At 40.0% G+C, this 16,675-nt stretch carries 12 protein-coding genes; all 12 read right to left on the bottom strand.

The features are described from left to right. Positions 1 to 118: 118 nt before the first annotated feature. The 12 genes from NFS18_RS15170 to NFS18_RS15225 all read right to left on the bottom strand — a co-directional run bounded on the left by NFS18_RS15170 (position 119) and on the right by NFS18_RS15225 (position 16,241). Entirely contained in the window at positions 119 to 562 is a 444-nt protein-coding gene (locus NFS18_RS15170) for an FMN-binding protein (protein WP_251391798.1), read from the bottom strand. Then, positions 559 to 2,574, bottom strand: coding sequence for a methyl-accepting chemotaxis protein (locus tag NFS18_RS15175; protein ID WP_251391800.1), 2,016 nt, complete (start codon positions 2,572 to 2,574; stop codon positions 559 to 561). The genes NFS18_RS15170 and NFS18_RS15175 overlap by 4 nt, the downstream gene beginning before the upstream one ends. Positions 2,575 to 2,836: 262 nt before the next feature. Next, positions 2,837 to 5,125, bottom strand: coding sequence for a glycosyl hydrolase family 95 catalytic domain-containing protein (locus NFS18_RS15180; RefSeq protein WP_251391802.1), 2,289 nt, complete (start codon positions 5,123 to 5,125; stop codon positions 2,837 to 2,839). A gap of 846 nt (positions 5,126 to 5,971) precedes the next feature. After that, positions 5,972 to 8,728 carry a sialidase domain-containing protein gene (locus tag NFS18_RS15185; RefSeq protein WP_251391803.1) on the bottom strand — a complete coding sequence of 919 codons (2,757 nt, stop codon included), beginning with the start codon at positions 8,726 to 8,728 and terminating at the stop codon, positions 5,972 to 5,974. Between the two features lie 33 nt (positions 8,729 to 8,761). Beyond that, complete coding sequence (locus NFS18_RS15190; protein WP_251391805.1) at positions 8,762 to 9,868, bottom strand: Gfo/Idh/MocA family protein; 1,107 nt, start codon at positions 9,866 to 9,868, stop codon at positions 8,762 to 8,764. Positions 9,869 to 9,894: 26 nt separating this feature from the next. Next, positions 9,895 to 10,728: a carbohydrate ABC transporter permease gene (locus tag NFS18_RS15195; RefSeq protein WP_251391808.1), complete on the bottom strand. Its 834-nt coding sequence runs from the start codon at positions 10,726 to 10,728 to the stop codon at positions 9,895 to 9,897. After that, complete coding sequence (locus tag NFS18_RS15200) at positions 10,728 to 11,618, bottom strand: carbohydrate ABC transporter permease (protein ID WP_251391810.1); 891 nt, start codon at positions 11,616 to 11,618, stop codon at positions 10,728 to 10,730. Before NFS18_RS15200 ends, NFS18_RS15195 begins: the two co-directional genes overlap by 1 nt. Before the next feature lie 90 nt (positions 11,619 to 11,708). After that, positions 11,709 to 13,049: an ABC transporter substrate-binding protein gene (locus NFS18_RS15205; RefSeq protein WP_251391812.1), complete on the bottom strand. Its 1,341-nt coding sequence runs from the start codon at positions 13,047 to 13,049 to the stop codon at positions 11,709 to 11,711. 145 nt (positions 13,050 to 13,194) lie between these two features. After that, positions 13,195 to 14,052 carry a helix-turn-helix domain-containing protein gene (locus NFS18_RS15210; RefSeq protein WP_251391815.1) on the bottom strand — a complete coding sequence of 286 codons (858 nt, stop codon included), beginning with the start codon at positions 14,050 to 14,052 and terminating at the stop codon, positions 13,195 to 13,197. Positions 14,053 to 14,157: 105 nt separating this feature from the next. Then, positions 14,158 to 14,613: a YhcH/YjgK/YiaL family protein gene (locus tag NFS18_RS15215; RefSeq protein ID WP_251391817.1), complete on the bottom strand. Its 456-nt coding sequence runs from the start codon at positions 14,611 to 14,613 to the stop codon at positions 14,158 to 14,160. 13 nt (positions 14,614 to 14,626) lie between these two features. Further along, a complete protein-coding gene (locus NFS18_RS15220) occupies positions 14,627 to 15,337 on the bottom strand; it encodes an SGNH/GDSL hydrolase family protein (RefSeq protein WP_251391819.1) in 711 nt (236 codons plus the stop codon). Positions 15,338 to 15,392: 55 nt separating this feature from the next. Then, positions 15,393 to 16,241: a MurR/RpiR family transcriptional regulator gene (locus tag NFS18_RS15225; protein ID WP_251391821.1), complete on the bottom strand. Its 849-nt coding sequence runs from the start codon at positions 16,239 to 16,241 to the stop codon at positions 15,393 to 15,395. Between the last annotated feature and the right edge of the window lie 434 nt (positions 16,242 to 16,675).

Consider the following 16,675-nt stretch of genomic DNA (forward strand, 5'->3'; position numbering starts at 1 on the left):
GGAGTCCAAGTGAATGGAGAAAGAAAAACAGACCATCTGCAAATCATAGCAGATGGTCTGTCGTTTCTTAATTATGAACAGCTCCTGTTCTTCCTGTTTATGGAATGTACTTTTCCCCTTAGTGCTCAGTGTCTACGAACACAATACTGGAATCTCCTCTGCGTGCCTGTTCCAATACCGCCTGAGCCAGTATTTGAAACGATCCATGAGAAGAAGTTGCCCCTGTAAGTGCATCGATTTCACCCTCACCTTGCCCCTCCAGAAGCTGATTTGCATAATAGCGGGTATACTCATTGGGGTAAGTGCCCTGCACATGAAGCATGGTCTGCATATATGCATTATCCCAGCTCTTGATAAAGCCGCTGGCATTCTCCGCATTATACTCTACGGAAATAATGTTTCCGCCCTTCACCAGAATGGTGATATATTCCTTCCATCCGTGGCTGAATTCGGATGTCTGAGCGGTATAATATCCATCCTGAAGCTCCTCCTGATCTCCACATGCTGTCAGCAGCGCCACCGCCAGCAGCAGGCTTAAAATTATAGTAAAAATCTTTTTCATCTGCTGCATTTCTCCTTCAATTTAAATTTTTGTACCTGATCTTGCAGCGCCTCGGCCTCTTTCGCCAGAGAACCGCTGGACTGCTCTGTTTCCTCTGCATTTTGCAGATTGCGGTCTGCAATAGTAGAGATAGTGGCAATCCGCTCCTCCATTACAGTCAACGCAAGTTCTTGTCCCTGCACCGCTGCAGTCAACTGATCTGAAATAGTTCTAATCCGTTCTGAAACATCTGAAATAGCGTGAAGAGAATCAGCGGTATTAGCGGTCAGCACTACACCAGTCTGGATAATCGTTTTGGTATTGTTGACCATTTCTGTGGCGCTCTTCGCAGCATCTGCACTTTTTGCGGCAAGCTGTTTTACCTCATTGGCTACAACTGCAAAGCCCTTTCCGGCGGCTCCGGCACGCGATGCCTCCACAGAGGCATTGATGGACAGAATATTGGTCTGGAACGCAATATCCTCAATATACTTTGCAATTTTAGTAATCTGCTGCGCATTAGCACTGATGTCATCCATAGCAGAAGACAGGGAGGACATTTGCTCATTGGCGCTTTGAATACGCTGACTAATCTCCTCAGTCTGGGAATGGGTCTGATCGCTGCTTTCCGCAACATCGGCCAGACGCGCTTTCACATGAGTTACCTCAAGAACCAGTTCCTCGGCAGACTGATTCTGTTCCAGGGATGCCTGGTGTAACTGTACAGACTGCCCGCTCAGCTGCTCCGCCATAGCAGTAAGACGGTCAGCGGCAGAATGGAATCCAAGAAGGGTTTCATTCATTGACCGGGTAATTGTATACAAACTGTTGCGAATCAATATAAAATCACCCTTATAGTCCACCTGTGGTCCGGTTCGCAAGTCGCCGCCCGCAACATGGGTCAGTACCTTCTGGATGTCGGATATGTACCGATTTACGCTTTCTAGAGTGACGTCCAGCGTCTGTGTCATGATCTCCAGCTCATCTCCGGTGCTAACAGGATATACATCCGTATGCAGATCACCATCTGAAAGAGCCACCATCCGTTCCGTTACATACTTCACCGGATTGGAAATAGAACGGGCAAAACGCAGAATCAACAGCATAGAAATCATAAGCCCCACCAGAGTGGCAAGTATTGAAATCAACATAGCCCAGTTAATAAAATGGCTGTAATCCGACTTGGGGATCTGGATTACCAGCGCCCACTGAGTCCCCCGGATCGGGGAAAATGCCACCAGCATTTTTTTTCCATTGACGAAAAATTCTGCTGCCCCTGTTTCTCCAGTGGCAACCCTTTCTGCCGCATCCTCATTGTCGCCGCTAAGCTGAATCAACGTGTTTTGGTTAAGAACCATGGACTGATCCGGATGACCGGTAACAATCCCCTCCTGGTTGACCATATAAGCCATGCCGCTTCTACCCAGATTGATGCTGCTGATCACATCATTGAGTATGTCATACTTATATACTCCCGTCACATAAAGAACGGTCTTTCCGTCCTCCTTCACCGGCATTCCCATTGTAACGCCCAGTTTGTCCTGATAGATGGTGGAGGTGTCGATTGTCAGATTGTCCGTTTCCTTCAGCAGCGAAAAAAACTTGCTGTCCAGATTTTCCGATGCATCGCCGATTCCTTGTACCAACCGTCCATTCAGATCATATAGGGCAATTATATAAAATTCATAAATCTCCGCCGCTTCTTCCAGTACTATTTTGCGGTTCTCCGAAATTGCCGCAGCATTCATGCTGTTAGAAGCCGCCCCATTCATCCGGGGATCGCTGGCAATATTCATCACACGATCGGCCAGCATATGTACATTAGCTTCCATCGTTTTAGCCGACTGCCGTGCCATTGGCTGAAGGCTGTCCAACAAGATATTGCTGGCAAGTGACTGTAGAGAAAGAGCCATAATCACACAGCATATGACCACCAAAATCACGATATTAAGCGTAGTATTTCTCAAAATCCGCCCATTCAGGCTCCTTTTTGCTCCCCGACTACTAAGGGAGTCCTCTTGCTTTCCTATCACGTTTCTGTCGCTCCTTTTTAGATATTTTTTTCATTAGCAGAATAAACGCCGCTCAATCCACCAGTCAGAAATATTGTGCGCTGTATCTGGCTGATAGTTGAAAAACTTCATGATTAATATAGCATAAATTTCCTGTTAAAGAAAGAGCTTTTTTATCTAAGAATATATTAGAATATGCTACTATCTTGAACTTTTTACCGTCTTTTCGAGAATGCTTGGCAACATAAAACTGCCGGAAGGTTTTATATCCCCCCGGCGGTTTTTATGTTATACTGATGTTGCCTCGGTTCGCTTCTTCGTCACCATCATTATCATTGCTGTCTATCCCAAATATATATTTCCTTCCCCCTTCTAATTCTACTTCCAGCATTCCCTTTTCCACTTCACAGGCGCGGTCTCCGAACAGTCCTGCAACATTTCTGCTTTTTCTGATGTATATTTTCCCATCATATTTCGGCGCCAGCATCACTGAAATAATTTTACCATTATTCATTGCTGCGGATACAAGCATTCCTCTTTCTGCACGGAAATTCTCAAATGCAACTTCTTCCTTACACCATTCTTCTGGAATTGCCGGAAAAAATTCTAATATATTGTTTTCACTCTGCAACAGCATTTCCTGCAGTACATCTGCCGCGCAAAAATTCCCCTCCAAAGTAAAGGGTCTGTAATGAAACGTAGATATACCATGATTCTTATAATCTCCATTTAGATGAAACCCATTTGGAGAACAACAGCTCTCCCAGAATGTCCGTAACTGATAGGCTGCGCCATTTCCATTCTTCTGAATCGTATAAAATTCAGCAAGCCATGTAAATGAATACCCCACCCAGTATCCGGTGCCTAATCGTTCTAAATCCAAAATAGTTGCATCAATGATTTTCTTTTCTTCTGGTTTCTCATAATTGAGCAGGCGCAGCGGATGAATTGCCATCGCATGAGACATGTGTCTATGAGATTCCTCCAGACTCTCATCCGGACTTAACATCAATACATTTTTTTCATTCACAGCAAGCTCCGGAATCTTCAGCAAGATTGCATTCCATTTTTCAGTTTCCCCATTATCAAGCTCATCTGCCAGTTTTCCCAACGCTCCGAACAGATATCGCATTAAGGACACATCATAATTTGAGTTTGGAGTCAAAAATGCCTCGATCGTATCATCATGTATCTCGGGCGAAGAAGAAATCGGAAGATAATACAATCCATCCCGTTCTTCCAAAATCCCCATAATAAACTCTGCTGTTTCTGAAAGATACGGATAAGCCTCTTCTTCCAGAAACTTCTTATCTCCCGAGAAACGGTAATATCTTTCAAATGCCTGGCAAAGCCAAAGCTGATTTGCCGGTGACAATGCATACATCCCCCAGCCGCCAAGAGGTTTTCCGTCAATAGACATTACAGCCGGAATACAGATTCCTTTTGAATTATAAAATTTCTTTGAAAACTGACGGCCGCATTCTGCCATGCTCCAAAGATAATCGATAAAACACTCCCCTTCCTCCAGGTGATTGGCTTTCAAATAGCTGTAATAGCTCATCTGTGTATTCAGATCATGATGATAGTCTCCTTTCCACGGCGGGAGCTTTCCATCATCAGCCGTCCATACCCCTTGCAACGGCATTGGATAATGCCCCTTTCGTGAACAGGATGCCAGTAAATAATTTGTCAAATACCAATTCTTCTCAAATTCTTTGTCTGGAAGTGTCACACTGCTTTTTTCCCAATATGATTTCCACCAGCCGCAATGCTCACAAAATGTCTTTTGATACCCCTTATCCAAGAATTTTTCCAGCTTTTCCAACGTCTTTTCTTTCCAATCTGAGCCATCATTGGAATTTGCTACAGAATATACAATATATGTCTTTCCACAGCTTTCTTTAAATCTTAAAAATATCCCGTAAGAAAATATATCACTGATTTCCTGTGTAAAACCTCGTATTCCCTCTTGTACAATCCTTTGCGGAGTCTTATAGTAAAGTTTTTTCAATGAAGTTGTATTGACACTGTCTGCTAAGACATCTTCTATTGGCTGCCCTTCTGTTTTTATGCTGTATTCTGGATTTTCAATCTGAAAAGAGAACGAATCTGCCGGTTTGTTTATTGCAATATAACCAATATTCTCCTCTGCATGAAGGAAACTGCACACCAAAATATCCTTCATCTGAATCTTAGCTTCTGCATGTGACAGAATTAACTTTGAACATACATTTTCATCGCACTGAAAATCAAAAATAATCTTTCCCGCCGGCAATTTTGACGGCAATACATGATTATACGGCTCATCAAATATATGCCTGATTTCTTCTTCATTCCTTTCACGGACCAACCTTATCATATTTTTGTAGCTAAATTCTTTCTTTTCGATTCCTGGACATGTTGTAACATCCCAGATATCCCCACGGTCAAGACTAAACCGTAAATGTCTTGAAGTCCCCCAGATCAACGCACCGCATTGTCCGTTTCCAAGCGGCACGGCTTCATCCCAGCGCTGTACTGTACGGAAAAATAAAAGATTGCAGTTCTCACCCGGTAATTTTTTCTCTGTCATTTAATCCATCCTGCTCTTTCTCAAAATTCTAGACTATACGTCAGTTGCTGCATGTACATGTCTCTTTTGATTTCTATTATATATCACCACGGTATTCTCTTACAATCCCAATCATATTCAGATAATTTTCTATGGGAACATACGCAGGAATAGAGTTTCTTGTTCCGAATGCAAACCTGCCGTGATTCTTGCATTTCTTAATGACATCCAGCCATATTTATCTACCCCTACCGGAAAGGGTAAAATCTGGTCTTGATTGGAATACTTTGCATCTGGCATTAACATGAGAATGCTTTTGAGTTTTCTTTACCTTCAAAGGGCACATTTTCTTTCTCAACAATTGAAGAGAATTTCCCATTTTCCGGATGAGAGATTTTTATTTCTCACCCGGATGAAATCCATGGTACAAACGAAACTCCGATCACAGTCGGTGAGCTTTACTGGTTTCAGCTGGATACAAGCATGGAAGAAGATTTTCTGTTTTTAGAACCAACGGCTGCCCATGATTTGATCACAAAACAGAATGCAATTGAGCAGCATATTGTAGCATCTCATTATTGTCTATTCGCATGAAGCTGAAATCTTTTTTTTCTGCGGATATTCGGGATGCACTTATATATATCGATAAATATATAACGGAAGACTTATCCTTGGAACAATTAGCTGATACAGCCGGATTAACCTGCTCCCAATCCAAGCAGAAGTTCAAAAAACAGCTTGGAATCGCACAGACTGACATTCATCATACGAACTTTCGATACCTCTCCATCTGCAAATTTAATTTTAAGTTTCAAAGTGAAAAAAGGGACTGCCGTTTCCTCTCGGCGTCCCCTTCCTCAAAATCTGTTAATCTGCTTTGTTCACTTTTAATTCATCAATTGTAAATGTTTCATATTTTAAAATATTTTTTAAATGTAGTTCATTTCTAGACCATGAATCATATTTTTCGTACAGCAAACCAATTTCACCATTTGGCAATTCAGTTAAACATGAATATGAATATCCCATCTGTGCTGAATCTACAGAGAAACAATATTTCCAGTCTACAGTATATTTTTCAACTCCTGTTTTCCCTGTTTCCTCAATCAAACCAATCCATATTTTCCCGTTCTTGCGTCCATTCGTGGCATTTGGTGATGACAGAATGAGAGCTGGTTTGCCATCAACAGGTTCTGAATAATTGATAACGGATAGCTGAGTACCATAAGATGTAGTACTAATACCAGATAATGGAACTCTTTCACTCCATGTTTCTCCGCCATCGATACTTGAAACTTCTGCAATATAGCTTGAACCAGTACGCAAATAAGTCTTTAGTGATCCGTCAGGCATCTCAACAATCTGTGCCTCTGCAGTCGCTCCGCCAGTATTGTTATCTGCCTCTATATATGTCCATGTATCTCCATGATCATCGCTGTACATAAATCCTAATTCTGCTGAAGATTTAGAGTAGAGAGGAACTAAAAGTCTTCCTTTGTATTCCCCTGTTGATATCTGCTTACCTACTCCCGGTCCTACAACTAAAAACTTTGACTGCTCTGGTTTAAAACTACTGACAATTTCTAAATCTGACCATGTCTCACCCTCATCATCTGTATATCGCATAGCAATATAATTGGTCGGAAATGCTTTAAACACAGAATCTTTATAAAATACATTCATATTTACATCTACATCTGTCTTTGTCTCAAGTAAATTTGTTCCCTCAAAATTATAGTCGTATTGCCTGCAGGTCAACTGATTTCCATTCTGATAAAGGTTATATTTTCCATCTACCTGATATTCTGTGGCTTCCCCTGTGATATCGTTATAAATTACACCATTTTCCCTAATAGTATAATTAAAATCAGAACTCTTATCTTCGTGCCATCTAAGCTTCAAGTACTTCTTATCATTTATTTCTTTAAAGCCTGATCCCACAGCTGCATTAGAACTTCCTATTCCCGTCGGCATCAAATCTGCAAAAAGAAATACTCGGTTTGTTTCCTTATCTTCCAATAATACCGGATCTATATAAGAAGCACTTCCCTGTATTTGTACATTTTTTCCCACTGAATCTCTTGGCCATTCGATGTTCTTTGAGACATAATCCTCAAATTTAAGTGGCATTACAGGCTCTGACCATGTCTGACCTCCATCTGTACTTTTAGCAAAAGCGATATCTATTTTGCTCTTAGAATCATGAGTTCCCCCATATCTGGCATCCGCTGCTGCCAGAACAGTTCCTGACTCTAAAGTAAGCAAAGATGGAATGCGGAAATAATTGGCCCTTGTTGCATCTCCGGCATAAAAAATATTATTGCCATAAGCAGTTTTACCTGTAATTGCTATCAGTTCTTCATCCGATAGTACATCGCTATGAATGCTTACTTTTCCTATATTTCCTCCAAAAGGATATGCCATCTGTCCCTGACGTATCGTTCCGCCTAAAGTAACATTGTCAACCCCCATAATATCACTGATAAACTTGAATTCCTCCACACTGCGTTCTGCAATCAGCTCTCCGTCTGCAAACAACTTATATCTTTTATTCTCTCTATCTGCCTTGAAAGCAATTGTATTATATACACGCTGGCCTTTGTAAAGAGATCGCACTGCTGCCGGACGGTCTAACGTATATTTAAAGGAACCATCTGTATTTCTCAGTTCCATTCCTACTCCGCCCGCATTGGTCACATAAATGTGAAAATGTCTGTCCTGATTCCCTGACGTACTGTTTCCCATACTGATCAAGGATTGAATTCCATTTTCGCTGACAGACTGATAAGACAGAATCACAGTTCCCTGAGTTAACGCCTTCGCATACTCCGCTCCCATTTCTTCATTTAAGCTATATCCCTGTCCTTCCACGATATCAATGTTCTCTTTTTCTAAAATAACACCTTCCGGGATTACAATGCTATTATCTGTTTCTGAAAGAAGAATATCATCTGAAAGAGCACTATTATAAATACGCACATGTTCTATATTTCCCCCAAACGGATAATCTGTCTTCCCCTGACGTACAGTACCTCCTAAAGCTATCGTATCCACATCAGTAATATCAACAAAAAATTTAAACACTTCCTCAGGCAGGGTTGACACAAGTTTTCCATTTGCAAATAACTTATACTCCTTATTATTCTTATCTGCTTTAAAAGCTACAATATTATTCTGATTATTATCAATTGCTCCGCCTGCTTTCATAGTATATTTAAACTCATCATCCGTATTGCGTAACTCCATTCCCAAAGTGCCGTCAGGTGAAATATACAAATGGAAATGTCTGTCCTGATTTCCTGACGTTGCATTTGATACACTGAACAAAGACTGATACTGATTATTGCTGTTAGACTTAAACTTTATAATCATAGTTCCTTCTTCCATACCCATGATAAGGGCTGCTTGTTCATCCGCAGATAAATCTTCTACCTGCCCCGGAGCAATCTCAATGTCCTTTCTCTCCAAAACAGGTGTTTCATCAGATATATTCATCCCCTCTTCTGTCTGTAAATAATCACTAGCTCCTTCTGTCATATCCTCCGCCATGCTTACACTTGCTGGAATTATACTAAGCATACCAACCAAAGCTACGGCAATAATTCTTTTACTGTTATATTTCATATGTTTTCTCCTTTTCAAAGCAGATACAAATTATCATATAATCTCGCTTAACTTTACCTTACGGTTCTCGTATCTGGAACGTGTGCAGGCATCTGCTGTAGCAATTGCTGCCCTTGCAGCTTCACCTGTAAGCAGTGGTCTGAACTCATCATCCACCTTTTTTCCGTGCATAATTTCATTTAAGTATTTCATCTCATTCTTCATAATACTGTGAAGCCACATAGGTGGTTTTTTTCCTGGTTTCCCATACATAATCGCTCCATCCATTTCGGTTCCATGATAAATTCTGGTACGGTCATCATCTTCCTCCTGAGATTCATGAACCAGAAAATGCTCTTCCTTTCCATCCAACTTTAAAGTACCGCCGCAATTGCACATATCAATACGGATAGCCCCCTTCGTTCCCTGAATCAAAACATAATGCTCCGGCCAGTGAAAAGCTGATCCCCATTCTAAAACAGCATAGCGGTTATCTGAAAATTCCATATTTACAAAGAGCATATCATCCTCATCCCCAAAGGCCTCTCCCTGATGCGCTACATTACCTCCAGTCATAGTAACTGTTTCCGGCATACCTCCCATAAGAAATTGTACACAGTCCAGTTCATGAATATGATGATACAAATGTCCTCCTGATTTCTCTCTGATCTTCTTCCATGAGATGCTTGGCTGTTCTTCTTCCCATCCATTTCTGGCAGAATGGCAATAAAGGACTTTTCCTATCACTCCCTCATTGATCAGTTTTTTCGCATGGCGTACACCATTAAAGAAGTTCATAACATGACCTGCCATAAAGGTCACGCCGTACTCGTGGCATGCCCTTACCATTTCATCGCAGTCCTGATAGCTAAGGGCGATTGGTTTTTCACAAAAGACATCTACTCCATGCTCCGCCGCCTTAATAACCGGCTCTTTATGAAGATAATTAGGTGTAGCTACAATCACTGCATCCACATCTTCTCTGCTGTATAAAGTATCCAAATCTGTCTCTACATCACATCCGAGCTCTTCCGCTACATTCTCCGCATTCTCAGGATCTAATACAGCTACAATCTCCGCCCCTTCTTGTCCTTTCATAATACGTCCAAGCTCTGCTCCAAAATACCCGGTTCCAACTACTGCATATCCAACTGTTTCCATAAATCATTACCTCCTGTTATTTTAACTTATTTTACTGCACCGTCTGTCATACCACCCGCAATCTTATTCTGAATAAACATGAAGAATATAACTGAAGGTACTACTACAAGCGCAGATGCCGCCATCATGTCTCCCCAGTTTAGGATTTCAGATCCCTGAAGAGATTTTAGTGCAACAGATACTGTCATTTTATCCGTACTGTTCGTAAGTATCAAAGAATACAAAAATTCATTCCATGCATTAATAAAAGTATAAATCGCTGTTGCTACAATTCCAGGCATAACCAACGGAAGAACAATTCTGGTAAATGTCTGGAACTTATTAGCTCCATCCACTCTTGCAGCTTCCTCGATCCCCATTGGAACTGTCTTAAAAAAACCAACCAGCATCCATACTGCATAAGGAACACTAAAGGAAAGATACACAATCACTAACCCAATTCTTGTATTTACAAGTCCCAATTTTGCCATAACCATAGAATATGGTATTGCCAAAAGAATAGGAGGGAACATATATGTTGCCACCAAAACCTTAGACATAACAGAACCTAGTTTTGGAAAAAAACGAACAATACCATATGCTGCCATTGAAGATATCACAATAGCAACCCCTGTTGTAGACACAGCAATAAGCAAACTATTTCTGATATTGCCTGCAAATCCTAAATCTTGAATTACATGTATGAAATTCTCCAAAGTAAACTGAATTGGTAAAAATTTGGTAGGATTTGCAGTCAGTTCACCAGAAGATTTTACTGAGCAAAGCAACACCCACAATAATGGGAATAGGGCAATTACAGATAGTATAATTAAGTACACATGACACAGACCATTTCCAAGTTTTTCTTTTTTTCCTGTCATTACTTATCCTCCTTTTCCCATTTTCCGATAATTGTAAAGTAAATCACGCATACCAACATCAGAAATGCCAGAAGAAGCACTGTCACTGCTGATGATCTACCAAGCAGCTTCGTTCCCCATCCCATATTGTATGCATAAATCGGTACTGTAGTAGTTGCGTTTGCCGGTCCTCCTCCTGTCAGAAGGTAAATAATATCAAAGTTATTAAATACCCAAATCGTACGAAGTACAACTAGTAATCCTACCACAATCTTAATATGAGGTACTGTAATATGCCTGAACTGCTGTGCCTTAGAAGCTCCGTCAATTTGTGCAGCCTCATATTGATCCTGAGGAATGGTCTGTAAAGCAGAAAGTACATTCACCATGATCATAGGTGCACCAAACCAGACATTAATAAGAATCAATGTCAAAAATACAAGACTGCTATCACTTAAAAATTGTGGAAGTTCATTACAAATACCCAGCTGTACAAGAATATTGGGAAGAAATCCCGAAACTCCATTCAATATCCATTTCCATGAGAGTGCGATTACGATAGAAGGAAATGCCCAGGGAATGATCATTAATGTTCTGTAAATACCTTTTCCTACTTTCACCCTGTTAATCGCCAATGCCGCCGTGAATCCAATAAATAACTGACCTGCTAAAGAACCTGCGGTCCAGACAAGAGATGTTAAAAATGCTTTAAAAAAATTGGGATCGTTTAAAACTTCTTTATAGTTTGCTAACCCGATAAAATCGTAAGACGCTTTAATCAAATGCTTAGTAGTCATGCTATAGTACAAACTGGAAAAAATAGGATATACCAGCAAAACACCAACAATCAACAATGCAGGAAGTACGAAAATCCAACGGGCATAATCAAATTTCACCTTTCTTTTCACCATGATTCCGCCTTTCTAAAAAATGGGACTATCCGGCAAATCTACTGTTAGCGGACAGTCCCTTGCAACCGGCTGCTTATTTTCTATTGTTACTTACTGTACAGTACTGAATATATCATTCAGTTTGTCTTCGGCAGCTTTTGCCGCTGTTTCTACATCTGTGCCATTTGTGATAATGTCCTGGAACATTCCCTCTATAATTCCCTGAGATGTAAGAAGCCCCGCCTGTACGCTAGGTCCATGTTCAAATCCGATTGCTGTCCCCATATCCATCGTCTTTGTAATAACATCCACTGCGTTAGAAAATTTTTGTACTGTCTCATTTGCCTGATATGCCTCTGTATCAGAAATGCCTGTAATAGACGGCAGCATTCCCACCGGAGTTGCTTCCAAAAATTCTATGTATGTATCTTCTTCATACAATTTTTTAATAAACTCTTTACAGATTTCCGGGTGCTCTGAATTCGCCCATACAACCATAGGAATATTAGAAGTTTCAGCGCCGTAATCCGGATCATCTGCATGAAGCTTCGGAAGTGGAGCACAATCAATCTGGTCTACCAGATCCGGAGAGTTTGTCTCTACACCGCCAATCTGGAATCCTGAGTTAAAATCAAAGGCTGTCTTACCTTGATAAAACAAAGTTGCCTGGTCTAAAACTGCATAGTTCACAGAATCCTTCGGAGAGCTGTTTTTATATACATCCAACCAGTAATTGATACCTTCTATAGCTAGATCACTGGTTAAGTCTGCCTGCAAATCGTCTGTCAAAAGGCTTCCTCCTCCACTTCTTACATAGAAATTAAGGAAACGTGTTCCCATTAAGTCATTCGATCCACATGGAAAAGAACATCCGTAAGTTCCTTCCTTTGTAAGAACCTTTGCCGCTTCTGCAAATTCAGCCCATGTCTTCGGCACTTCCAAGCCTGCCGCATCTAACAAATCCTTTCGATACCACATAACCTGAGCATGGGAATAAAGCGGTACAGAATAACATGCATCATCTTTGCTCCCTTCTGATAAGGCTGCTTCTGAAAACTTATCTCTTCCAATATCATCAATCAAGTCATCCAACGATACCAATGCCTCTGCATCCATCATCTCTACTACATGGCCAGGAAGCGCCGTACTCATATCCGGTACGTTTCCTGATGCAAGTCCGGTCGTCCATTTTGTATAGAAATCTCCCCAAGAGAAAGTTTCGATTGTAATATTTACATCTGGATGTTCTTCCATAAACAAATCTGCCGTCTTCTGGATCACTTCCAGTCTCGGTCCCTGTGTAAAAGAATGCCAGAATGTAATATCTCCTTTAAGATCCCCTGTTTCTTCTGCTGTCTGCTGATCAGCCGGCTTCTCTCCTGATCCACATCCAACAGCCAGTCCTGATACCAACATCATTCCTGCCATCAGCATTGCTAATTTCCTTTTCATAAAAATCTCCTTCCTTTTCATAAAATTATCCGTATCCCTTTTACATCAACTTGTTGAATGTATCTTCATTTTACCTACTTTTTTTGTACAATTCCACTAACCAAACGCTCAATAATAGCACTAGACACTCATATAATGTTTATTTTTACTCACGAGCGACCTTTCGATATTTACTCGGTGTAAATCCAAAGGCTGCTTTGAACTCACGAATGAAATAATTGGTATCCTCATATCCTACCTCATAAGCAATATCGTTAATGTTGTCATTACTCACCAGCAGCGCACGTGCCGCTGCCGTCAGTCGGGTTTCCTTTACATATTTCATAGGTGTTTTCCCCATATTAGCTTTAAAAAGGCTGCTAAATCTTTGTTTACTTAATTCTGCCATATTAGCCATAATCTCAGGAGTATACTTTTCCTTTGGATGAAGAAGAACGTAGTCTGCCACAATCTGAACTCTGCTGTCAATCTGTTGATTCACCTTTCTTGCCCGCCTCTTAATTTTGTCTAGATCACTCTCCAAAGCAACAACTTTTTCTTTACTTTTATTAGGATTCTTTTCTCTTATTGCCAAAGAACCTATCAAAAGGTCCAGATATCCCCGCACAAAACAATTCTTTGCTGGATAATCCGATTTAACCCACTTATAAATTTCCCGAAAGTACTGGTCTTCGTGTTGATTCTGTGTAACTCTTGATATTCCGTAATATTCCTCCAATACATCCTCACCGTCATAAAAGACCGATGTAGTAAACCGGATACTAAAAAATTCAAAAGTATCTGTGAGCGCATAACAAGACATTCTGCACCCACTTGGTATATAAACAATTTGGTTTTCCTCCACCAGAATTTCCTCTCCATCAATACAGAATTTTGCTTTTCCTTTAACAATATAACGAAATATATTATAAGGAATAACGGACTCTGGATATACCCATGTACGTCCCATAGAATATAAATCTATATACAAAAAGGTAAAGCGAATATTATCTATTACTGACATAACATCTCCTTATTTAAACAAAAAAAGAAAGCGACTATTAAGTGAAGACTTCTTGCATGTCGACACCTTTTAGCCGCTTTATCTCACGGTCCTGCAATTAATTCTCTATTCTATCTGCATTTTTATTTTAATAACAATTTTATCTATCTCTTCCGGTTCCTTTTCCATCATGGCTACCTTATGTGCATCACTTGGATAACATACCATAAAATCCCCCTGCTTTAATACATATTTCCCCGAAGCTTCTCCTTCATAAAATGCAATATCCTTTATATTATCATACGGTACCTTCTCTGACATCTCCTTTACATCTGCAGTAGCAATTCCTTCTCTTCCCCTGACAATAAAATGCAAATCTGCATAAATTCTGTGCGCCTCATAAATACACTGTTCTTCCGGCTTTGAAACAAGAGAAACCGGATTGCAAAACATATACCCCTCTTCGATCACCGTATTCGGCGCCGGAAGCTGTCCTTCCAAATCTGTCAAAAAGCAAAGTGCTTTGTAAAGTGTGGGATATTCCCTATAGTTTTCTTTGTTGTTTATAGAATCAAAAATCATTTTCGTTCCCCCTTTAAATAATAATTTTATTCTGGTGCAAAGTATTTTTCAAAACCGATGCCATAATTTCGTATCCTTTTCCATTGGGATGTATACCATCATAGGTAATCCCGTCTAACAATTCAGAAGTTTCCTGAACCACCATAGCCTCGAAATAATTCACGAAAATCAACTCTTCTCTTCTAGTTATCTGCTTCATCCACTGATTCATATCATTAATATACTGTTTCCGTGCAGACTCATTTAGCGATATGGGCATATGGATAGGTAACAGTGAAGTCAAAATCAAAACCATATCTTCATTCTTCGCTTGTAAAATAATATCCTCTATATTTTTTTGTGCCTTGCATAATACTTCTTCATACGGCTTTGCCTCTAAAAGCTTCCAATAATCACCTTCCAATTCTATGGAGTCATTAATTCCGATCCCCATAATACAATATTTAGGGTTCAGTTGAAGAACGTCTGCATAAAACCTTTTTTTCAGATATTCTGTGGTGTCGCCTCCAATTCCTCTGTTTACAATCAACTGTCCTTGATAATGAAAATATGCCTGCAATTCCCAATAGTGTGTAATCGAGTCTCCTATAAAAATAAAATCCGGTTTCTGACCGCTTTGCATCAAAGAATCATTTTTAATATCAAATTCTTTTCGTCTGCTGTCAGCAGCAATAACCTGTGTAAAATACCCTGGTGATCCATATTTCTCTTGAATAAATCCCATGTCCATACCTCCCTTTAAATCATAAATGCCAATTTTTAAAATGATAATAAGCTACCTAAAATAATTTTTTGACTACCGCACGGGATGTTCTTTTATTATTTTCTCTGCATTCCTTATAGCTCCTTGCATAATATTCCTGATACAGCAAATCTATCAAATACAACTGTCCCATTTTCGCTGACATGGAACCTCCGTCAAGCGGTGACTCCTCTGCCCCACATAACAGTACAGCATCTGCATAAGCCGTCAGCGGAGATTTTTTAAAATGTGTAATGACTGCTATTCCTGCCCCCGCTTCCTTCGCTTCATTTGCCACATGGATATTGTCTTTTGTAGCTCCTGAATAAGAAATAATAATAATCAAGTCTTCTTCCGTAGCAGTAGATGCTGCCATAGACTGCATATGCGGATCTGAAATACAGATCACTTTTCCAATAATTCTTAAGAATTTATTTCTCGCCTCCTCTGCAGTAAGAAGACTGTCCCCAACTCCAAAAAAGAAGATTCTCCTCGCATTCTCCATCATACGCACAAATTTATCCAGCATACTATGATCCAGCAGCATATAAGATTCCCTGATTGCATTCATGTGCATCTGCATAATCCTGTGTGACAGTGTCTCTTCCGCATCACCATCCTCACTAGAAGAACCAACAGATTCTTCTGAATCTGAAAAACTGAGTGAAAGCTTCATTTTAAACTCCTGATATCCCTGTAGACCAAGTGTCCTGCAAAAACGATACACACTCGTATCTCCCACTTCAGAGGCATCTGCCAGATCTGTAATAGACATATATAACACACTCGATCTATTCTGTAGTACATAGTCCGCTACTTTTTTCTCTGTTCTCGTCAATTGATTATAGGTTGCCTGAATCTGTAAAATAATATTTGTATTGTTCATATTGTTCTCCTGTATCTGTCTCTTTGCAAAGATTCTACTATTCACAGTTTCACATACAACTTCTAAAATACATACTTCTTTATTTTCTGAACTTAATATAGCATAAATGGAATTTTTTTTCAATATTGTATTTATTATGAAAAAATTTTTTAAACAAAATCTAACTCACTATCAAAAAAACAGTACCCTTTCGGATACTGTTCTTCTCTCATTCCATATGAAATATTCTATTTTATATATACCTTCAAAACTGCATACAAAGAATCACATCTCTTGTTCCTATCACCGTGCTTTGCACTTTAATGAAGTTCGACTGACTAAGCCCAGCCTGCGCTTTGCCTGTCTCCACTAAGTGCTCTTGCTTTGGTTATGCCCTCGACCTATTAGTAACAGTCAGCTCCATGCATTACTGCACTTCCACCCCTGCCCTATCT

Origin of the sequence: Mediterraneibacter agrestimuris (genome assembly GCF_943193195.1) — a bacterium.
Classification (GTDB): Bacteria; Bacillota; Clostridia; order Lachnospirales; family Lachnospiraceae; genus Schaedlerella; species Schaedlerella agrestimuris.